Origin of the sequence: Novosphingobium sp. HR1a (genome assembly GCF_015594425.1) — a bacterium.
GTDB lineage: Bacteria > Pseudomonadota > Alphaproteobacteria > Sphingomonadales > Sphingomonadaceae > Novosphingobium > Novosphingobium resinovorum_A.
In genome coordinates, this window is the sequence record NZ_JABXWS010000051.1 from 87,330 (window position 1) to 107,345 (window position 20,016).

The window sequence follows — 20,016 nt, forward strand, 5'->3', positions numbered from 1 at the left end:
GCGCCACACCTTGGTCATTCCCGCGAAGGCGGGAATGACGGAAAGGGGTTCAAGGGGATGATGAAGGGAGCGGCAGCACTTGGCGCATCGCCGCGCTTACGCCTGCAGCAGCTCCGGCAGCTTGCCCGACATGCCCCGCGCCTCGTCCATGAAGAAGCGCTTGAGCAGCGGCGTGCGCTGCACCGCGCCCATTCCGAGGCGGCGCACGGCGCTGGCCGTGCGGCCGGGAATGCCGAACAGGCGGGTCAGCCCGTCGGTCGCGGCCATGACCATCAGGCTGTCGAGGCTGCGCCACTTCTCATAGCGCGCCAGCATCTGCGCGTCGCCGGGTTCGAGGCCGAGGCGCATGCCGTCTGTCAGCACTTCCACCAGCGCGCCGACATCGCGCAGGCCCAGGTTCAGGCCCTGCCCGGCGATCGGGTGCATGCCGTGAGCAGCATCGCCGATCACCGCGAGGCGCTCCTCGACCACGCGCCCGGCGTGGTGGAAGCGCAAGGGATAGCTCATGCGCGGGGCCGACAGCTCGATCTTGCCGAACACGCCGTGCATGCGCTCGAACACTTCGTTCACGAACATCGCATCCGGCATGGCGCTGACGCCCGCCGCATCCTTTTCCGCGACGGTCCAGACCAGCGCGCTGCGGTGGCGGCCCTGTGCATCGTCGAGCAGCGGCAGCAGCGCGAACGGCCCGGCCGGGTAGAAGATTTCCCAGGCGGTGCCGTCATGCGGCTTTTCGTGGAACAGCCCGGTGACGAAGGCGCGGTGGTGGTATTCCCACTTCGCCAGCGCGAAACCAGCCTCGTCGCGCGTCGGCGACTGGCGCCCTTCCGCCGCGATCAGCAGCGAGCCCCGGATAACCTGGCCGTCAGAGAGTTCCACCTCGACGCCGTGAGCGCCGCGATCCTTGCGCACGGCTTCGGTGCGCACGTGCCAGGCGATGTTCGGTTCCTGCCGCGCCGCATCGAACAGCGCGATGCGCAAGTCGCGGTTGGCGAACATGCGGCCCAAAGTGCCTTCCTCGGCCTTGGGCGTGAAGTCGATGCGGCCGGGCTTCATGCCATCGGTCACCGCGATCGAGGCGATCGGGCAACCCAGCTTCTCCAGCGCCGGCGCGAGGCCGATGTTGGTGAACAGGTTCCAGCTCGCGGTCGAGATCGCCGAGGCGCGGCCGTCCGCGCCCTCGGCCACCAGATCGGCCGGATCGGCGCGGTCGACCACGTGGGCGGTGATGCCCGCCCGGGCGGCGGCAAGCGCCAGCGTCATGCCGACGAGACCGCCGCCCAGGATGATAAGATCGCGCCTTTCGGGCGCCGTGCCAGTCGTATTCGAGTCGCTCATCGCGAGCAGCTATCGGCCTCCCCGGCGTAGATGTCGAGGCACCTTCCATCCCATGTACCCGCCGGTTCGCTCAGGCCCACCAGCGCGGCGAGGGTCGGGGCGATGTCCACCGTCTCGACCGGCTGCGCCTGCTCCATGGAGGGCATCCCCCCCCGCCAGAACAGCATCGGCACGCGGCGGTCGTAGTCCCACGGGCTGCCGTGGGTGGCGGTGTAGCCGGGGACGGGCTTGGTGCCCGGCACGACGGCGCGCTTCGTCATCATCAGCACTTCGCCCGAGCGGCCGGGGTAGAACGAGGCGGCGACGCGCTCGATCTCGGTCCAGTCCTGCGGGTGACCGGCGGGCACCTTGACCTTCTTCAGTTCCTCGGCGGTATAGACGCCCGAGATCTGCGGGTTGGCCTTCAGCTGCGACACCAGTTCGGCGATGACCTTCTGCCGCTGCTTTGCGGTGAGCCCGGCGTTCAGCCAGATGTCGCCCGAAGCGCCCGCACCGTAGAGCAGCGGGCCTTCCTTCACGGTGATCCCGGTCGCCTTGCCTACCGAGGCGGAGAGCGCGTCATCGGTCAGCGAGGGGTCGAGGCGGCTGGCCTCGGGCACGCCCTGCAGCTTCATGCGCTCGGGCGCGTCGGCGCCGCCATGGTCAGCGCTGAGCACGACCGCATAGTCGATCCCGCGCGCATCCAGCGCCCCCAGCAGCTTGCCGATGGTCTGGTCCAGAACGTTCATCTGGATGCACATCTCGACGCCCTCGTTGCCGTAGGCGTGGCCGACCTTGTCGGTGGCCGAATAGCTGACCGAGAGCACGTCGGGCACATCGTCCTTGCCCAGCGGCATCTCGTCGAGCAGGCGGATGGCCATGTCGGTGGTCATCTCGTCAGTGCGCGGGCTGTTGAAGAAGCCCTTGAAATCGCCGGCCTTCAGCGGGAAGCGATACGTGCCGATGGTGAAGCCGCCCATCTGGATCGCATGGTCGACGCCGCCGCACCAGCCCGGCACCGGCAGTTCGGGCGCGCCCGCATTGACCGCGGCGGCGATCGCCTGGTTTTCCGCGACAACGGCGGGGGAGACCTTGCGATCCTCGTAGGTGACGAAGCCCTTGCCCTTGATCCAGTAGGCGGCATCGGTGGTGTGGCCGCCCATCATCACCACCGCGCGGTCCTTGAACGAGACGGCGGCGTTGAGGGACCTGGGGTTCTTCGCCTTGAGCAGATCGCCCAGCGTCGGCACCATCAGGTGGTCCGGCTTGATGACCGAATCTTCCGAGCTGCTCTTCGGGTCGGTCTCGTCCTCGGAACAATAGACCTTCTTGTCGGCGCGGGCGATGCCCGGAACGTACCAGTCGTTGGCGACGATGCCGGTGCGGTTGGGGTGCACACCGGTCAGCAACGTTGAGTGGCCGGGGCAGGTCTCGGTCGCGGCATGCGATTGGAAGCCCGAGGGGAACACCGCGCCCTGCAGCAGGCGGTTAAGGCCCTGCGAATAGCGCTCGCGATACTGCTGGAACAAGTCGGCCGAGAACTGGTCGACCGAGATCGCGACAATCAGCCTGGGCGGGGTCTGCGGAGCGGCCTGTGCCGCCGGGGCCGGAGCGGCCTCCTGCGCGAAGACGGGAGCGGAAGCGCCGAGCGCAAGAGCGACAACGAGCGAGGAGAGCGGGAGGCGCATCGGGGGAGGTTCCTTGAAATGTCCGAGCGTTGGATGCAGATGCAGCGATGACGCGATCGTCGATCAGGCGCAAGACTCGCCTAACCTCACGGAGCACCATGCAAAAGCGCCGCTACCGACTGCCTGTGACAGTTCTGTGTCACCTCATGGTGCTGCTGGGTGCCTTTATGGTCCTGTTGGGTGCCGTTTCGGTGCCCGCCCGCGCGGCGCCCCCCCATGCCCCTACGCATATCGCGGCGGAGCTGCTCGCCGGGCCGGTGAAAGACGGGAAAGCCACCCTCGCCATCCGCATGACGCCCGAGGCGGGGTGGCACGGATACTGGCTCAATCCGGGCGATGCAGGCCTAGGGATGCAGCTGTCGTGGGACGTGCCCGAGGGCGTGAAGACGGGGCAGCCGCGCTATCCGGTGCCGCAGACGCTGGTGGTTCAGGGCCTGATGAACCACGTCTACGAAAGCGAGTACGCGGTGCTGGTCCCAGTCACGGTTCCTGCCGGAAAAGGGCGGATTCCCGTGCACGTGAAGGCCCAGTGGCTGGCCTGCACTGAACAGATCTGCGTCCCCGAACGCGCCGAACTCGCGGCCGAGATCGCGGCCGGTGCGCCGCATGATCCGCGCTTCGACACGTGGACCCAGCGCCTGCCCGCGCCGCTCGATACGCCGGCCGCTTTTGCGTTGAATGACAAGACGTTGCGCCTTGCCATCCCGCTCCCGGCGTCGGTGCCGCTGGAGGCCCCGCACCTCTTCGTCGGCCAGGACAAACTGATCGACTATGCTGCTCCGCAAGCCTTCGCACGCAAGGGCGACATGCTGCTGGTAACGATCCCCCGCGCCCGCTTCGCCCCGCAGAATGCCGCAGGAATCGACGCCGTCCTGCGTCTCGACGCCGCAGGCAACGGCATCACCCTCACCGCCAGACCCGGCCCGGTGCCGAGCGGCGGCACCATGCTGGCGGGAAGCGAAGCGCCCAAGCTCCCCGCCCTGCCCTGGCTGCTGCTGGCGGCTCTGGCGGGCGGACTGCTGCTCAACGTGATGCCCTGCGTCTTCCCGATCCTTTCGCTCAAAGCCCTCAGCCTCGCCCGCGCTGGCGAGAGCGAAGCCCATGCGCGGATCGAGGGACTGGCTTATGCGGCGGGCGTGATCCTCGCCTGCCTCGGCCTCGGCGCGGCGCTGCTGGCGCTGCGGGCTGGCGGCGAGCAAGTCGGCTGGGCCTTCCAGTTGCAGGAGCCGGTCGTCGTCGTCGCGCTCTTCGCGCTGGCGGTCGCCATCACCGCCAACCTGCTGGGTCTGTTCGAATTTTCTGTCCCCGGCTTCGCCTCGGCAGGCTCTCCGCAGGGAGCCTTCGCGACCGGCCTGCTCGCCGCATTCGTCGCCACGCCCTGCACCGGCCCGTTCATGGCGAGCGCGATGGGCGCGGCGCTGCTGCTGCCGGTCGTGCCCGCAATGGCGCTGTTCGCGACGCTCGGTCTCGGCATCGCATTGCCGTTCCTCGCCGTCGCCTTCGTGCCCGCCCTGCGCGCGCGCCTGCCCCGGCCGGGGAAGTGGATGGTGACGTTCCGGCGGGTCATGGCAGTGCCGATGGGTTTGACCGCGCTGGCGCTGGCGTGGCTGATCTGGCGCCTCGGCGGCTCGGCCTCGCTCGCCTACGTCGCCGCGCTGGCCGCGCTGGTGCTCGCCCTGCTCGGCCTCGTTGGACGCGCGCAACGCTCTGGGAAACGCGCGCTCATGCCCGCTTTCGCGACGCTGGCAGTACTGGCGGTCGGCGTGCTGACGATGCCCGAGCCGCGCCCACAGGCGCAGGAGGAAACCTCGATCATCAAGGCCAGACCCTTCTCGCCCGAGGCACTGGCAGCGGCACGCGCCAGCGGCAAACCGGTCTTCGTATGGATGACCGCTGACTGGTGCCTCACCTGCAAGGTCAACGAAGCCGCCGCGATCGAGCGCGAGGACACCCGCGTTGCCTTCGAAAAGGCCGGAGTCGTGGTGCTGCGCGGCGACTGGACCCGGCGCGATCCCGCGATCACCCGCTACCTCACCGAACAGGGCGCGGCGGGGGTTCCCCTATACGTCTGGTACGGCCGCGACGGACGCGCCGAAACGCTGCCTCAGGTGCTCACGCCCGCGCTGCTGGCGGAAAAGGCAAGATGACGTCGTCCCGGACTTGATCCGGGACCGCTGGCCGTGACCAGCCCACATAGCTTCAGGGCGCCCGGCACGGCAGCGCCTACCTAAAGACAGCCACCGGTCCCGGATCAAGTCCGGGACGACGGTGTGCCATGACGCTTACTTCTTCGGCAGCTTCGCCGCGATCTCCGGCACTTTCTCAAGCTGCGCACGCACGCTCTCCAGCGGTCCGACGATCACAACGCTCAGCTTGTCCACCGGCAGTTCGCGCTTCGCGGCGGTCTGGAAATCGGCCGCCTTGAGCGCGCTCGCCCGGCCGACGTAGCCGTTGAGGTAGTCCACCCCCAGTCCTTGCACGTCGAGGTTGGCCAGCGATCCCGCCAGCCCATCGCGCGAGGACAGGCCCAGCACGAACGTACCGTTCATGTAATTGCGGATGCTCTGCACTTCGGCATCGGTGGGGAGAGTGTCCTGCATGCGCCGGATCTCCTTGTAGATCTCGGTGATCGCAGGCCCGGTCGATTCGGCTGTGATATCTGCGTCCTCCACCCAGAACGCCCCCTGCACCCGCTGCGAGAGCGACGCGCTGGGCGAGTAGGTGTAGCCCTTGTCCTCGCGGATGTTGCGGGTGATGCGCGAGGAGAAATAGCCGCCCAGCAGCGTGTTGGTGGCGCGGAAATCCATGTCATAGCCGGGCTTGGCCACGCGCTTGCCGATCCACACGGTCGACTGCGGCGCGCCCGGCCGGTCGATCAGCACGACCTTGGGCGCGGGCTCGGCGGGCACGGGCAATGCGGTGGGCGCAGCGCCTGCCGTCCAGCCGCCGAACGCTTTCTCGACCGCCGCGCGCACCATCGCCGGATCGAAGCGGCCGACGATATAGAGGTGCGTACGCGCGGCGCCGAAGTTGGCGGAATGGAACGCCTTGATCTGCTCCAGCGTATAGCCCGAAAGCTGCTGCGGCGTCGGGAACGTGCGGCCATAGGGATGCTCAGGGTAAAGCGCCGCCGAAAACGCCTCGGACGCGATGGAGCCGGGGGTGGACTTGGCCACCATCAGGTTGCGCAGCATGTCGGCGCGCACCTTCTCCAGTTCCTCGGCCTTGAAGTCGGGGCGCTGGAGCAGGTCGGCGACGAGGGCGACGGCATCAGACGTCGATTCCCCCAGCACGTCTATCATCGCCGAACTGGAATCGAGGCCGGTCGAAAGCGCCAGCGAACCGCCCATCCCCGCGGCGGCCTCGGCCAACTGCGAGGCGTCGCGGCCGCCTGCGCCCTTCTGCATCAAGGCGCCAGTGAGATCAGCGAGCCAGACGTTCTGGCCGTCATCGATATTGCCGGTGCGTACGCTGGCGACGATCGTGACCTTGGGCACGTTGCCGTGCTGCGCCATGGTCACCTTCATGCCGTTGGCAAGCGTGAACTCGGTCAGCGGCGGCAGCGCGAAGGGTTTGGCCGCGGCCGGGGCGGGCGGCGCTTCCTTTGCCAAAGCAGGAGCGGCGGTCAGCGCCAGCGCGGCGGTGCAGAGGAGAAGGTTCCGGATCATGATGCCCTCCCTCACTTCGCAGCCGCCGGAGCCGCGGCGACGGCGCCGGGCTTCAGGCTGATCACGGTACGGTTGGTCGAACGCAGGTATTCATGCGCGGTCTTGCGGATCAGTTCGGGCGTGACCTTCTCGATCTCCGCCTCCATCCGGTTGATCCGCCCCGGATCGTCGTCGAACAGCGCGAAGCTGGCGAGCAGGTTGACCAGCCCGAAGCGGTAGCCATCGCCCACGGTATCGTAGATTTCGGATCGCGCCTTGGTCTTGGCACGGGCAAGCTCGGCCGGAGTGACGAGGGTGTCCTGCAGGTCCTTCACCACCGCGTCGATGTCGGCGAGGATGGCGTCGTCGGTCACTTCCGGCCCGTGGATCAGGAATGCCGACCACAGCATCGGGCCATTATAGTCGTAGGCGCTGCCGAGCGGCCAGTTGATCCCGCCCGAGACGTTGCCCGAATAGCCCTTCTGGTTGACCAGCACCCGCGTCAGCCGGCTGTCCGCGCCTTGGATCAGCATCAGGTCGATCAGCCGCATCGCCGCCCATTCCGGCGTGTTCTTCGGCGGCACGTGATAGGCCCACGCCAGCGCTGGCTGCGGCGCCAGCGGATCGGTCTTTTCGGAGCGCTTCTCCGCCGTCTGGCGCGGCTCGGAAATGTCGGGGAACTTGAGTGCGCCCGAGGCCGGGATCGGCCCGAAATACTTCTCGGTCCAGGCCATGACCTGCTTCGGATCGACGTCGCCCGCGACGACCAGCACGGCATTGTTGGGCGCGTAGTAGTCCTTGAAGAACGCTTGCACGTCGGTCAGCGTCGCCGCGTCGATCTCCTTGAGATCGCCGTAGAAATTATGCGCGTTGTACCAGTTGGTGTTGGCCAGCTGCGGCAGGTCCAGCCACGGGAAGCCGCCATAGGGCTGGTTGATGACGTTGACCTTGACCTCGTTCTTCACCACGCCCTGCTGGTTGGTCAGGTTGTCCTGCGTGATGTCGAGGCCCTTCATGCGGTCCGCCTCGGCCCACAGGAAGGTCTCGGTCGTGTTGCTGGGGATCGCCTCGTAATAGTTCGTGAAATCGAACCGGGTGGAGCCGTTGAGCACGCCGCCGTTGGCGTTGACGAGGCCGATGAATTCCGCCTTGCCGAGGTTCTTCGAGCCCTGGAACATCATGTGCTCGAACAGGTGCGCGAAGCCGGTGCGGTCCTTGGGCTCGATGCGAAAGCCGATGCCGTAGTATACGCCGACGGTGGCGGTGGGCACCGAATGGTCGGGCGAGATCACCACCTTCAGGCCATTGGCGAGCTTGTGATACTCGACCGGGACTTGCCCCTGCGCAGGCGCCGGAGCGGCGGCAACCTTGGGAGCCGCCAGCACGGGCGGGGCGGAAACGGCCGCCAGCGAGGCGGCGGCTAGCAGAACGGCGCGACGAACGGTGCCGAGTCTCATGGCGATGGTGCTCCCGGATGTGTCCCTGTTGATACGCCCCGGCAGGAGAAGCCGAGGGCGCAACCGCTTGGCAATGCCAGACTATCCGTGAGCGGCCGGTTTGCAATCGACAAGCGACATTGGCCCATCGACGAACGGCTTCGCCGCATTCAGCTGAACAACCAGTGCCCCAGCAGCCGGTCGAACGGGAACGTGAAGAAGCCCGCGATCAGCAGCGCGCCGATGATCAGCCCGCGCACGGTGCGGCGATGGCGCGTCACGTTGCCCTTGCGGGCGGCGAGCACCAGAACCGGCACCATGACGATGGTGAAGACCGAGAGGATATGGATCAGGCTGAAATGGCCAGGCTTGGTCGTCACCAACAGGCTGTCGACGGCGGTGAGGAACATCGCCGCCGCCCAGGCATAGCCGAGCGCACGGTGGCCGGGCGTGCCCCGCCGCTTCCACAGCAGCACCGGCGTCAGCGCCAGCGCCAAGACGATCGTGAACAAGTGCAGCCAGATGACGCCGGGGATGTTCGCCCACTCCGCCATGCCCTTGAGCACCGCGACGGCGACAAACCCCAACATGACGAGCGCCAGTGCCCCGAGCAGCTTCTCAAGCCGATCGGGGGCGATGGACTTGGCAACGCTGGCCATCAGAAGCCTGCGCCGTTTGGCCAACTCTGCGCGGCCAGCCCCATGACCTTGAACAATTGCCCCATCTGCCCCTCGTCGATCAGCCGATCCTTGTCGGAGTTTATGGCAGAAGATTGTTGCGGTGCAACAGCGCAAAGTTGCGCGGCGCGCGTTTCGATGCCGAGCGCGCGCAGGAATGCCCCTTGCGTCACTGTGCCGAGATGGCGCGCACCGCCCGCGACGGCGACTTCGGCCATCGTCGCGAAATCGACGAGGCAGGTGAGATCGGCCTCACCGGGATGGGCGAAGGGATCGACCTTGGTATGCGCGCGGATCGCCTGCAGAGTCGAGCCGGTACGCTTTTCGGCGTAGCCGTAGTCGATCAGCAGCGCCGCCCCGCCCTGCCCCTGAAGGCGACGGGCGATCTCGTCGACCACGGCGGCCGCGCCGGGGCAAGTCTCGATCACGGTCTGCTCGGGCGCTTCGAGCCATGCCTCGGGCACGGCGGCGTCCATCGGACGATCGCCGGCGACCGGCACGAAGCGGTGGCCTTCGAGGCCGACCATGCGCTCGCGCCAGCCTGCTTCGGTCTTCACCATCTGGCGCACGGGAAGCGCGTCGAGGAACTCGTTGCCGACCAGCAGCAGCGGGCCGTCAGTGGGCAGGCTGTCCATGTCGGCGTGCCACTGCGCATCAGGCACTGCCTTGCGCTGCTCGGCGCGCAGGGCCTCGGAGCCTTCGACGAGATGGACCTCGGGGCTCAGTCCCTGCTTGCGCATAACCCGCAGCGCATCGCGCGCGAGAGTGCCACGACCGGGGCCCAGCTCGACGTAGTGCACCGTCGCCGGAGCGCCCGCGCGCATCCAGATATCGGTCAGCCACAGGCCGATCAGTTCGCCGAACATCTGGCTGATTTCGGGCGCGGTGACGAAATCGCCCGCGCCGCCGAGCGGGTCCTTGCCGGAGTAATAGCGGGCGTTCGATTCGCCCATATACTGCTGGAGCGAAATCGGCCCGTAATTGGCGATCAGCCGCCGGAAGACGGCTGCCAGAGAGTCTTCGCCCCCGGCTTCGTCGCTCATCAGGTTATCTCGATAGGACGCCGGGTGGACAGTTCGGGCTTGGCCAGCGCGCGAGCGATCAGGAACAGGCCGAGCAGGATCAGCGGGATCGTCAGCCACTGGCCCATCGACAGGCCGGTGACTTGCGCGAAGCGCTGCAGCTGGGCGTCGGGTTCGCGGAAGAACTCGACGATGAAGCGTGCCGAGGCGATGCCGGTGGTGAAGACGCCGACCAGCAGGCCGGGCCGGAAGCGCGCGCGCGTCTTCCAATAGAGCGTGAGCATGACGATGATCATCAGCAGGCCCTCGAGCCCGGCTTCGTAAAGCTGGCTGGGGTGGCGCGGCAGCGGTCCGGCGTCGGGGAAGACCATCGCCCAAGGCAGCGGCCCGGAGACGACGCGGCCCCACAGTTCGCCGTTCACGAAGTTGGCGAGGCGGCCGAACAGCATGCCGAAGGGCACGCAGACCGACACGAAGTCCGCCACTCGGATCAGGCTCAACTGGTTGCGCCAGGAAACCCAGGCCATCGCCAGCATCACGCCGATGAGGCCCCCATGGAAGCTCATGCCGCCGTGCCACAGCTTCACCAGTTCGGCCGGGTGCAGCCACAGGCTCGGGATATCGGAGCCGCCGCCGGTGTAGAAGGTCGCATAGCCGAGCCGTCCGCCAAGGATGATGCCGACGGTGCAGTAGAAGAACAGATCGTCGGCATGGCGCTGCGCCAGCGGGGCGCCGGGCTCGCGGATCATGCGGCTGAGGTGCCAGTAACCCAGCACGATCCCCGCCAGATAGGCCAGCGAGTACCAGCGCAGCTCGAAACTGCCAATGCGGAACAGGTAGTTCTTGAGGCCGAGATTGACCCAGTAGATGGGCTCTGGCGCCTGGGCGGCGGCGGCAAGCAGTGTCAGGGACAAGTGGCGGACCTCGTATGCTTCATTTCGCGGCCTTCTGGCATAGGGCGATGCGCGATGGTAGCGGGCTTTTCACTTTCGCGCGGTATGGTCCGTATGCGGATGGGGCTTCGACAGGCTGTGCTGTGACCCTTCGACAAGCTCAGGGTGAGCGGCGTTTGGGGTAAACCTCTCCAATCCGCTCAGGCTGAGCCTGTCGAAGCCCCATCCGGCACAAAAGTCCGGGGCGACGAATACTTCCCCAATTCCAAGGCAGTCTCTAAGTCAGGACACATGAGCAGCGTGATCCGAATCCCCTCCCCGCGTTCCGTGATCGACCGGCGCGAACTTGTGCAGACGATCGAGAAGCTGGTGGAAGCCTATGGCGCCGCCAAGGGACGGCGCTACATCGTCGAAACGCTGCGCACTGCCCTTGCCGACGGGCGCGAGGAAATCGCCCGCCGCCTCGACGCCAAGCCCTCGGCCGGGCACGAGGTCGCCGAGGCGCAGGCATTCCTCACCGACCAGCTGATCCGCGTCATCCACGATCACATCGTCACCAACGTCTACCCAGCCGGAAACCGCTCCAAGGGCGAGCGGCTGACGATCATGGCGGTCGGCGGCTATGGCCGGGGCGAGATGGCGCCGCATTCCGACGTGGACATCGCGTTCCTCACCCCGATCAAGCAGACGCCGTGGTGCGAGCAGGTGATCGAGGCGATGCTATACTTCTTATGGGACCTGTCGCTGAAGATCGGCCATTCGAGCCGCTCGCTCGACGACATGGTGCGCATGTCGAAGTCGGACCTGACGATCCGCACCGCGATGCTGGAGGGCCGCTACGTCTGGGGCGACCAGGACCTCTACGAGGAGGCCCGCGCCCGCTTCTTCAAGGACGTCGTCTCGGGCACAGAGCGCCAGTTCGTGGTCGAGAAGCTGGCCGAGCGCGAGGAACGCCACAAGCGCATGGGCGACAGTCGCTACGTCGTCGAGCCCAACGTCAAGGAGGGCAAGGGCTCCTTGCGCGACCTTCACGCGCTCTACTGGATCGGCAAGTACATCCACAAGGTCCGCTCGCCCGCCGAACTGGTCGACGTGGGGCTGCTGACAGCCAAGGAATACCGCAGTTTCCGCCGCGCCGAGAACTTCTTCTGGGCGGTGCGCTGCCACCTTCACACCATCACCCGCCGCGCCGAGGACCGCCTGACCTTCGACCTCCAGCGCGAGGTGGCGGCGCGGATGAACTTCTCCGACCGCCCCGGCAAGAGCGCGGTGGAGCGCTTCATGCAGATGTTCTTCCTGCAGGCCAAGGTGGTCGGCAGCCTGACCGGCGTGTTCCTCGCGCAGCTCGACGAGCAGTTCGCCAAGCGCCAGCCGCGCGGGCTGCTGGCGGGTTTCCGCGCCCGCGAACGGCTGCTCAAGGGCTACAAGGTGTTCGGCGGCCGTCTGCGCGCGCCCTCGGACGACTGGTTCGAGAGCGATCCCGTCCGGATGATCGAGATCTTCGTCCTCGCCGAGCGCGAGGGCCTGGAAATCCACCCCGAAACACTGCGCCTGATCTCCCGCGATGCCGCGCTGATCAAGGACGAGGTGCGGAGCGACAAGCGCGCCAATGAGCTGTTCATGGAACTGCTCACCAGCCGCCGGAACCCCGAAGTCGCGCTGCGCAGCTTCAACGAGGCGGGGGTGTTCGGCCGCTTCGTCACCGAATTCGGCCGCGTCAACGCGCAGATGCAGTTCGACATGTACCACCACTACACGGTGGACGAGCACACCATCCGCGCCATCGGCCTCGTCTCGCGCATCGAGAAGGGCGAGCTGAAGGACGACCACCCCCTCGCGCATGAAGTGATCCACAAGGTCCGCTCGCGCCGGGCGCTCTACGTCTCGGTGCTGCTCCATGACATCGCCAAGGGCCGCAAGGGCGACCACTCGGTGCTGGGCGCAGAGATCGCGCTGAAGCTGTGTCCGCGCTTCGGGCTGGACGAGGAGGAGACCGAACTGGTCTCCTGGCTGGTGCGCCATCACCTGCTGCTCTCCGCCACCGCGATGAAGCGCGATCTGTCGGACGGCAAGACCATCGCCGACTTCGTCGAGGTCGTGCAGTCGGTCGATCGCCTGCGCCAGCTGACGGTGCTTACCATCGTCGACATCCGCGCGGTCGGGCCGGGCACCTGGAATTCGTGGAAACGCCAGCTGATCGCCACGCTCTACGGCGCAGCCGAGGAACGCCTGCGTCTGGGCCATGCCGAATTCGGCCGTCCTAAGCGGGTCGAGGCCAAGAAGGCGCAGGTCGAGGCGATGGGCGGCGCCTATGCCGCGCTGGTCGAGAAGGTCGGCGCGATCCTCGGCGACGCCTACTGGATCGCCGAACCCGAAGACGTCATCGCCCGCAACCTCATCCAGCTCGATGCTTCGGACGACGAACCGCTATCGATCTCGACCGAATACTACCCGGCCCGCGGGGCGACGCTGGTGACGGTGATCGCCTCGGACCACCCCGGCCTGTTCTACCGCATCGCCGGGGGCATCCATCTGGCGGGCGGCAACATCATCGACGCGCGCATCCACACCACCCGCACCGGCCGCGCGGTCGACAACTTCCTCGTGCAGGACCCGCTCGGCCGCCCGTTCATGGAGTACGGGCAGCTACGCCGCCTCGAACTCACCATCGAGAACGCGCTCGCCAACCGCATCAAGATTCTGCCGCAGCTGGTCGCCAAGCCCGACGCGCGCCCGCGCGCCGACGCCTTCGACGTGCGCCCGCGCGTCCTGTTCGACAACAAGGCGTCGAACCGCTTCACCGTGGTCGAGATCAACGCGCGCGACCGCCCGGCGCTGCTCAACCGGCTGGCGCATGCGCTGTTCGAATCCAAACTGATGGTCCACTCGGCCCATATCGCGACGTATGGCGAACGGGCGGCGGACACCTTCTACGTGACGGACCTGCTGGGCGAGAAGATCACCGCCGCCCCGCGCATCAAGGCGATCGAGCGGCGTCTGCTGGAGGCCACCAGCGAGCCAAGCCTGGAGGAAGCGGTGGCGTGAGAAGAAAAGCCCACCCCCAGCCCCTCCCGCAAGCGGGAGGGGGGAAACACGGCGTACTGCCCCTCCCGCTTGCGGGAGGGGAGCGAGACTTGGGCCACAGGCCCTAGTCGCAGCGGAGTGGGCGCTTTCGCAACCTCTCGCAAATGCACATTGAAAGGAACCGCGCACTGCCCCACATGTTGCACCGCAACAGGTTCCTCTCAAACAGGACGGCGCCGTGAACGCACCTGACCCCGATCCTCAATCCGTACTCGTGCTGCAGGGCGGCGGAGCCCTCGGCGCCTATCAGGCCGGCGTCTACGAAGCGCTGGCGACACGAGACATCGCTCCCGACTGGGTCGCGGGCATATCCATCGGCGCGATCAACGCCGCCCTGATCGCCGGAAACGCCCCTCAGGACCGCATCCCCGCACTCAAAAAATTCTGGCACGGCATCTCGCGCGAACTGCAGTACCGCCTCGACGAACCGATCGGCTTCGCCCGCCGCGCCTTCAACGAGGCTTCGGCGCAATATGCCGCCACCATGGGCCTGCCCGGCTTCTTCACCCCGCGCTGGCCGATGCCTTTGCCCGAGTGGCCGAACCATCTCTCGCGCCTGAGCTATTACGACACCGCGCCGCTGCGCCAGACGCTCCTCGACCTCGTCGATTTCGAACGCCTCAACAGTGCGGAAACCCGCTTCAGCGTCGGTGCCGTCAACATGCTCAAGGGCAACTTCGCCTACTTCGACAATACCGAGCGCACCATCGGCCCCGAGCACATCATGGCCAGCGGCGCCCTGCCCCCCGGCTTCCCGCCGGTGGAAATCGACGGCGAATGGTACTGGGACGGTGGCCTCGTCTCCAACACGCCGCTGCAATACGTGCTCGACAACCGCTCGATGCAGGAGATGAATGTCTACCAGGTGGACCTGTTCTCCTCGCGCGGGATCATCCCGACCTCGATGGCCGACATTGCCCAGCGTGAGAAGGACATCCGCTTTTCCAGCCGCACCCGGCTCAATACCGACACCTCGAAAGCCCTCCAGAAACTGCGCGCCGCCGCCAAGCGCCTCGCCCGCAGACTGCCCGAGGAATTCCAGGACGACCCCGATCTCGCCCGCCTGCTCGACTGCCGCCCGGCAGGCGCGGTCGCGGTGATGCACCTCATCAACCGCGCGCACGGTTACGAGACGAACTCCAAGGACTACGAATTCTCGCGCCTGACCATCGACGAGCACTGGCATTGCGGCCATATCGACGCCGAGCATTCGCTGCGCCATCCGGACTGGGTGAACCGCGACATCGACCCCGATGAAATCGTGACTTTCGACCTTGCCGGAGACCGCGCGGGCGGCCGCCTGAAACATCCCCTCGCCTCGAATTCTTCAAATGGAGCAGCAGCATGAAGCTCAAGGACAAGGTCTGCATCGTCACCGGCGCCGCCAGCGGCATCGGCAAGGCCATCGCCGACATCTACGCCGGTGAAGGCGGCAAGGTGGTGATCGCCGACCTCAACCTCGAAGCCGCGCAGAAGGCCGCCGACGATATCGTCGCCAGCGGCGGGCAGGCCATGGCCGTGGCGATGGACGTCACCAGCGAGGAGCAGGTGAACGACGGCGTCGCCAAAGTCATCGCCGCCTGGGGCACGGTGGACGTGCTGGTCTCCAACGCGGGCATCCAGATCGTCAACCCGGTCGAGAACTACGCCTATTCCGACTGGAAGAAGATGCTGGCGATCCACCTCGACGGCGCCTTCCTGACCTCGAAGGCGGTGCTGCCGCACATGTACGCAGCTGGGTCGGGCTCGGTGATCTTCATGGGTTCGGTGCACTCCAAGGAAGCGAGCCCGCTCAAGAGCGCCTATGTCACCGCCAAGCACGGTCTGCTGGGCCTCTCCCGCGTGATCGCCAAGGAAGGCGGCAAGAAGGGCGTGCGCACCAACGTGATCTGCCCCGGCTTCGTACGCACCCCGCTGGTGGACAAGCAGATCCCGGAGCAGGCCAAGGAACTGGGTATTTCCGAGGACGAAGTCATCAGCCGGGTGATGCTGGGCGGCACCGTGGACAGCGAGTTCACCACCGTCGCGGATATTGCGGAAGTCGCGCTGTTCTTCGCGAGCTTCCCGACCAACGCGCTGACCGGCCAGTCGCTGGTGGCAAGCCACGGCTGGTTCATGGAATAAACTAACCAATCCTCCCTGTCGCGAAGCGATGGGGAGGTGGCAGCCCGTCAGGGCTGACGGAGGGGGAGTTTTCTGAACTCTCCCCCTCCACCACCGCCTGCGGCGGCGGTCCCCCTCCCCATCCCTGCGGGATGGGGAGGATTTCACTTCACCCGATCAGCGCTTCGGCGATCTGCACCGCGTTGAGCGCCGCGCCCTTGCGCAAGTTGTCGTTCGACAGGAACAGCGCGAGGCCGTTCTCCACGCCTGGGTCCTTGCGCACACGGCCGACGAACACGGGGTCCTTGCCGGTGGCTTCCAGCGGGTTGGGCACTTCGGTCACCACCACGCCCGGCGCGCTGCCCAGCAGTTCGAGCGCGCGCGCGGCGCTGACCGGACGCTCGAACTCTGCATTGATCGACAGCGAGTGGCCGGTGAACACCGGCACGCGCACGCACGTACCCGAAACCGGCAGGCCCGGGATTTCGAGGATCTTGCGGCTCTCGTCGCGCAGCTTGATCTCTTCCTCGGTGTAGCCGTCCTCGGCATAGACGTAGTTCAGGGGGACGACGTTGTGCGCCATCGGCACCGCCCACTTCTTCGCCTCGGGCAGCAGCGGCGCGGTATCGCCGGCGGCGAGTTCGCGGGTGCGGTCGCCGACGTGCTCGATCTGGCTGGCCAGCACCTCGATGCCTTCGAGACCGCCGCCCGACACCGCCTGGTAGGTCGAGACGATCAGGCGCTTGAGCCCCGCCTCGTCATGCAGCGGACGCAGCACCGGCATTGCCGCCATGGTGGTGCAGTTCGGGTTGGCGACGATGCCCTTGGGCAGATTCGCCAGTGCATGCGGGTTCACTTCGGCGACGACCAGCGGCACCTCCGGGTCCGAACGAAAGGCCGAGGAATTGTCGATCACGATCGCCCCCGCCGCAGCGGCCTTGGGCGCGAGTTCTTTGGCGGTCGAACCACCGGCCGAGAACAGCACGACGTCGAGCCCCGAGAAATCGGCAGTCGCCGCATCCTCGACGACCACGCCGTCGATTGCCTTGCCCGCCGAACGGGCCGAGGCGAAGAGGCGAAGCTGGGCGACGGGGAAATTGCGCTCGGCGAGGATCTCGCGGATCATCGAACCGACGAGCCCGGTCGCGCCGACGACGCCGACGTTGAGCTTCTGACCGGGGGTAAACTTAGCTGCCATGACCTATGCGTCTCCTACTTAGTAGTGGAGCAGCGCGAGGGTCTGGTATCTTCGTTTGGAGAGCCCCGCGTGCCGTTAAGTGCGGGGTGAGTGTCGCTCTGTGCCGTTCAGTACCAGCACACCGACGCCCACCGCGCGGACGCGGTCGGTTTCGGGGTGGTAATAATGATCGGCTTCACGAACATGATCGCGCCACTAGCGGCAAGCGCGGGCGGTGTAAATGGAATTTATGTTGCGTGTGCAACGGGGGGTTTCGACAGGCTCAGCCTGAACGAGGTTGATAGACCAATTTGGAATTCCGCCCAGGCTGAGCTTGTCGAAGCCCCCGCGTTTTACGCGGCCGCCTGCAGCCGCTCCAACGCCGCATCGCGCCCAATCAGCGGCAACAGGGCGCCCATGTCCGGCCCATGCTCCATGCCCGTAAGCGCCTGACGCAAAGGCAGAAACAGCGCCTTTCCCTTGCGCCCGGTGGCGTCCTTGAGCGCCCCCGTCAGCGCCTTCCAGATGCCCTCGCCCCACTCCAGCCCGGCCAGCGTATCAGCAGCCTGCGCGCAATAGGCACGGTCCTCATCGGACAATTCCGCCGCAGCCACCGGCCCGGTCACGACGGCCCACCAGTCGGCCGCCTCACCCACTTTGGCGAGATTCGGACGAATCGCTTCCCAAGCCGCCGCGTCCATGCCTTGGGGCAACCGCGCGGCCACGGAACCGAAGCTAAGCGCATGGACCACGGCGGCGTTCACGCGCTCCAGTTCCGCCTCGTCAAACCGCGCAGGCGCGCGGCCGAAGTGCGAAAGATCAAAGGCCCCCGCCAACTCCTCCAGCCCCAGCAGCGGATCGACCGGATCGCTCGTCCCCAGCCGTCCGAGCAGCGCCACCAGCGCTTGCGGCTCGATCCCGACTTCCCGCAGATGCGCGACGCCCAGCGAGCCGAGACGCTTCGACAGCTTCCCCTCGGTCCCCACCAGCAGCGCCTCGTGCGCGAACGCAGGCACCGGAGCGCCGAGCGCAGTGAACATCTGCACCTGCGCCGCGGTGTTGGACACATGGTCCTCGCCGCGCAGGATGCTGGTCACGCCCATGGCGATGTCGTCGATCACTGAGGGCAACATGTAGAGCCACGAACCGTCGGCGCGGCGCACGACGGGATCGCTCATCTGCGCGGCGTCGAATTTCTGCGCCCCGCGCACGCCGTCGTCCCAGGCGATCTGCTCTTCATGATCGAGCAGGAAGCGCCAGTGCGGCAGGTCGCCCGCCGCGATCTTCGCGGCCTTTTCCTCGGCCGAAAGCTTCAGCGCCGCGCGGTCGTAGATCGGCGGAAGACCGCGCCCCAGCAGCACCTTGCGGCGCAAATCCAGTTCCTGCGGCGTCTCCCAGCACGGATAGACGCGGCCCGCTGCTTCCAGCTTCGCGAAGGCTTCCTCGTAGACGACAAAGCGCGCGGACTGGCGCTCCTCACCTTCGGGATGGAGGCCCAGCCAGGCCAGATCGGCACGGATCGCCTCGACATATTCCTCTTTCGAACGCGCCGCGTCGGTATCGTCGATGCGCAGCAGGAAGCGCCCGCCCGCCTGCTTGGCCAGCAGGAAGTTGTGCAGCGCCGTGCGGATATTGCCGACGTGAAGGTGCCCGGTGGGCGAGGGAGCGAAGCGGGTAACGGTCATGGCGCCCGCAATTACGGGGCGCTGGCCGTCAGGTCAATTTCGGCGCGCAAACGCCCATTTTGCCGCCAGTGCCGCGAATCCCGCCAGCAGCCCCCAGAACGCCGAGCCGACGCCCAGCAGCGAGACACCCGAAGCGGTGGCTGCGAACGTCAGGATCGCAGCATCGCGCTCGGACTTCTCGACCAGCATCTGCTCCACCGCACCCGAAAGCGGGGCGATCAGCGCAATCCCGGTCAGCGCGGCGATCGCGAATGAGGGCATCGCGAGGAAGAACAGCACCAGCGGCGTCGAGAACAGCGCCAGAAGCAGATAGAAACCGGCATAGATCACGCCGACCACCCAGCGGCCTGCAGCATCGGGATGCGCGTCTGACCCCGTACAGATCGCGGCCGTGATCGCCGCAAGGTTCACGCCATGCGCGCCGAACGGCGCGAGCAGCAGCGTCGCCAGCCCCGTACTCAGCAACAGGGGGCGCGGCGCCGGCGCATAGCCGGCCGAACGCAATACCACGAGGCCAGGCAGGTTCTGCGACACCAGCGTCACCAGGAACAGCGGCACCCCGATGGAGGTCACCGCGCGCCAGTCGAACCGGGGAGCGACCGGCCGCAGGCTCCCCAGCAAGGACCCGCCGTGATGACCGGCGAGATCGCCGCGCAGCAGCAGGACCGCGATACCGGCGCCCAGCACCAGCAACAGGGCATAGAGCGGCAGCCGCTGGCGAGCGATGACGAAAACCACCAGCAGTACGCAGACCAGCAGGGCGTCGCTTTCCAAGGTCCGGAACAGCTGCAGGCAGAACGGCAACAGCACGCCCGCCAGCATCGCCGAGGCGACCGAGGCGGGGATCCGCTGCGCGGCCCTCTCCAGCACGGGTACTACCGCCAGCACGCACATCATCGCGGCCGCCGCAAGAAACGCACCGATCGCGACAGGCCAGCTGACCGCTCCGGCGCTGGCCACCAGCAATGCAGCGCCCGGCGTCGACCAGGCGAGCACCACCGGTATACGCAGATGCAGCGAAAGCAACGCACCGCACACGGCGATGCCCAGGCACAAGGCCGTCACCGCCGAACCGACCTGCCCTGCGTCCGCGCCCAGCCCGCGCATCGCCTGCACGATGAGCGCAACCGTGCCGCCGAAGCCCACCAGAGCGGCGATGAAAGCGGAAGTCCAGGCGGCGAGCGGCGGAAGGCCGGCTATCGAAAAACGCAAAGGCATGTCGTGCGTATGACATGATTCCTCACTGAAGAAACCCACGGTTACCGATCACCGTGAGCCTCTCCAGCA

At 66.9% G+C, this 20,016-nt stretch carries 14 protein-coding genes; 4 read left to right on the forward strand and 10 right to left on the reverse strand.

The genetic code is table 11. The features are described from left to right. Positions 1-96: 96 nt before the first annotated feature. Positions 97-1,338, reverse strand: coding sequence for an FAD-dependent monooxygenase (locus tag HWN72_RS14010; RefSeq protein WP_008829699.1), 1,242 nt, complete (start codon positions 1,336-1,338; stop codon positions 97-99). Continuing rightward, positions 1,335-3,005: an alkaline phosphatase family protein gene (locus tag HWN72_RS14015; RefSeq protein WP_008829700.1), complete on the reverse strand. Its 1,671-nt coding sequence runs from the start codon at positions 3,003-3,005 to the stop codon at positions 1,335-1,337. Before HWN72_RS14015 ends, HWN72_RS14010 begins: the two co-directional genes overlap by 4 nt. Before the next feature lie 98 nt (positions 3,006-3,103). Between HWN72_RS14015 and HWN72_RS14020 the strand changes: the two genes are divergently transcribed. Continuing rightward, positions 3,104-5,152, forward strand: coding sequence for a protein-disulfide reductase DsbD (locus tag HWN72_RS14020; RefSeq protein WP_211150483.1), 2,049 nt, complete (start codon positions 3,104-3,106; stop codon positions 5,150-5,152). Positions 5,153-5,287: 135 nt separating this feature from the next. Here HWN72_RS14020 and HWN72_RS14025 read toward each other — a convergent pair whose 3' ends face one another. From HWN72_RS14025 to lgt, 5 genes are all read right to left on the reverse strand, one after another. Then, the gene (locus HWN72_RS14025; RefSeq protein ID WP_211150484.1) at positions 5,288-6,673 is read right to left on the reverse strand and encodes a pitrilysin family protein; all 1,386 of its coding nucleotides are present in this window, start codon (positions 6,671-6,673) and stop codon (positions 5,288-5,290) included. A gap of 11 nt (positions 6,674-6,684) precedes the next feature. Then, complete coding sequence (locus HWN72_RS14030; protein ID WP_211150485.1) at positions 6,685-8,109, reverse strand: pitrilysin family protein; 1,425 nt, start codon at positions 8,107-8,109, stop codon at positions 6,685-6,687. A gap of 149 nt (positions 8,110-8,258) precedes the next feature. Beyond that, positions 8,259-8,747: a DUF2306 domain-containing protein gene (locus HWN72_RS14035; protein ID WP_211150486.1), complete on the reverse strand. Its 489-nt coding sequence runs from the start codon at positions 8,745-8,747 to the stop codon at positions 8,259-8,261. After that, positions 8,747-9,808, reverse strand: coding sequence for a class I SAM-dependent methyltransferase (locus HWN72_RS14040; protein WP_211150487.1), 1,062 nt, complete (start codon positions 9,806-9,808; stop codon positions 8,747-8,749). Before HWN72_RS14040 ends, HWN72_RS14035 begins: the two co-directional genes overlap by 1 nt. Beyond that, positions 9,808-10,701 carry a prolipoprotein diacylglyceryl transferase gene (gene lgt / locus HWN72_RS14045; protein WP_211150488.1) on the reverse strand — a complete coding sequence of 298 codons (894 nt, stop codon included), beginning with the start codon at positions 10,699-10,701 and terminating at the stop codon, positions 9,808-9,810. Before lgt ends, HWN72_RS14040 begins: the two co-directional genes overlap by 1 nt. Before the next feature lie 270 nt (positions 10,702-10,971). On the opposite strand from lgt, the gene HWN72_RS14050 reads away from it, so the two are divergent. The 3 genes from HWN72_RS14050 (at position 10,972) to HWN72_RS14060 (ending at position 15,888) form a co-directional block, all read left to right on the forward strand. After that, on the forward strand, positions 10,972-13,725 hold the full coding sequence (locus HWN72_RS14050; RefSeq protein ID WP_008830854.1) for a [protein-PII] uridylyltransferase: 2,754 nt from the start codon (positions 10,972-10,974) through the stop codon (positions 13,723-13,725). 217 nt (positions 13,726-13,942) lie between these two features. Further along, positions 13,943-15,112: a patatin-like phospholipase family protein gene (locus tag HWN72_RS14055; protein WP_289357432.1), complete on the forward strand. Its 1,170-nt coding sequence runs from the start codon at positions 13,943-13,945 to the stop codon at positions 15,110-15,112. Continuing rightward, a complete protein-coding gene (locus HWN72_RS14060) occupies positions 15,109-15,888 on the forward strand; it encodes a 3-hydroxybutyrate dehydrogenase (RefSeq protein ID WP_211150489.1) in 780 nt (259 codons plus the stop codon). Before HWN72_RS14055 ends, HWN72_RS14060 begins: the two co-directional genes overlap by 4 nt. Positions 15,889-16,036: 148 nt before the next feature. Here HWN72_RS14060 and HWN72_RS14065 read toward each other — a convergent pair whose 3' ends face one another. The 3 genes from HWN72_RS14065 to HWN72_RS14075 form a co-directional block, all read right to left on the reverse strand. Beyond that, entirely contained in the window at positions 16,037-17,065 is a 1,029-nt protein-coding gene (locus HWN72_RS14065; protein WP_211150490.1) for an aspartate-semialdehyde dehydrogenase, read from the reverse strand. A 332-nt stretch (positions 17,066-17,397) separates the two neighbouring features. Further along, a complete protein-coding gene (gene gltX, locus HWN72_RS14070) occupies positions 17,398-18,729 on the reverse strand; it encodes a glutamate--tRNA ligase (RefSeq protein WP_211150491.1) in 1,332 nt (443 codons plus the stop codon). A gap of 33 nt (positions 18,730-18,762) precedes the next feature. Further along, entirely contained in the window at positions 18,763-19,947 is a 1,185-nt protein-coding gene (locus HWN72_RS14075) for a benzoate/H(+) symporter BenE family transporter (protein ID WP_211150492.1), read from the reverse strand. Positions 19,948-20,016: the final 69 nt, after the last annotated feature.

Excerpts from the sequence above, each read along its gene's own strand:
- HWN72_RS14010 (WP_008829699.1), bottom strand. The coding sequence starts at position 1,338 with ATGAGCGACTCGAATACGACTGGCACGGCGCCCGAAAGGCGCGATCTT.
- HWN72_RS14015 (WP_008829700.1), bottom strand. The coding sequence starts at position 3,005 with ATGCGCCTCCCGCTCTCCTCGCTCGTTGTCGCTCTTGCGCTCGGCGCT.
- HWN72_RS14020 (WP_211150483.1), top strand. The coding sequence starts at position 3,104 with ATGCAAAAGCGCCGCTACCGACTGCCTGTGACAGTTCTGTGTCACCTC.
- HWN72_RS14025 (WP_211150484.1), bottom strand. The coding sequence starts at position 6,673 with ATGATCCGGAACCTTCTCCTCTGCACCGCCGCGCTGGCGCTGACCGCC.
- HWN72_RS14030 (WP_211150485.1), bottom strand. The coding sequence starts at position 8,109 with ATGAGACTCGGCACCGTTCGTCGCGCCGTTCTGCTAGCCGCCGCCTCG.
- HWN72_RS14035 (WP_211150486.1), bottom strand. The coding sequence starts at position 8,747 with ATGGCCAGCGTTGCCAAGTCCATCGCCCCCGATCGGCTTGAGAAGCTG.
- HWN72_RS14040 (WP_211150487.1), bottom strand. The coding sequence starts at position 9,808 with ATGAGCGACGAAGCCGGGGGCGAAGACTCTCTGGCAGCCGTCTTCCGG.
- HWN72_RS14050 (WP_008830854.1), top strand. The coding sequence starts at position 10,972 with ATGAGCAGCGTGATCCGAATCCCCTCCCCGCGTTCCGTGATCGACCGG.
- HWN72_RS14060 (WP_211150489.1), top strand. The coding sequence starts at position 15,109 with ATGAAGCTCAAGGACAAGGTCTGCATCGTCACCGGCGCCGCCAGCGGC.
- HWN72_RS14065 (WP_211150490.1), bottom strand. The coding sequence starts at position 17,065 with ATGGCAGCTAAGTTTACCCCCGGTCAGAAGCTCAACGTCGGCGTCGTC.
- gltX (WP_211150491.1), bottom strand. The coding sequence starts at position 18,729 with ATGACCGTTACCCGCTTCGCTCCCTCGCCCACCGGGCACCTTCACGTC.
- HWN72_RS14075 (WP_211150492.1), bottom strand. The coding sequence starts at position 19,947 with ATGCCTTTGCGTTTTTCGATAGCCGGCCTTCCGCCGCTCGCCGCCTGG.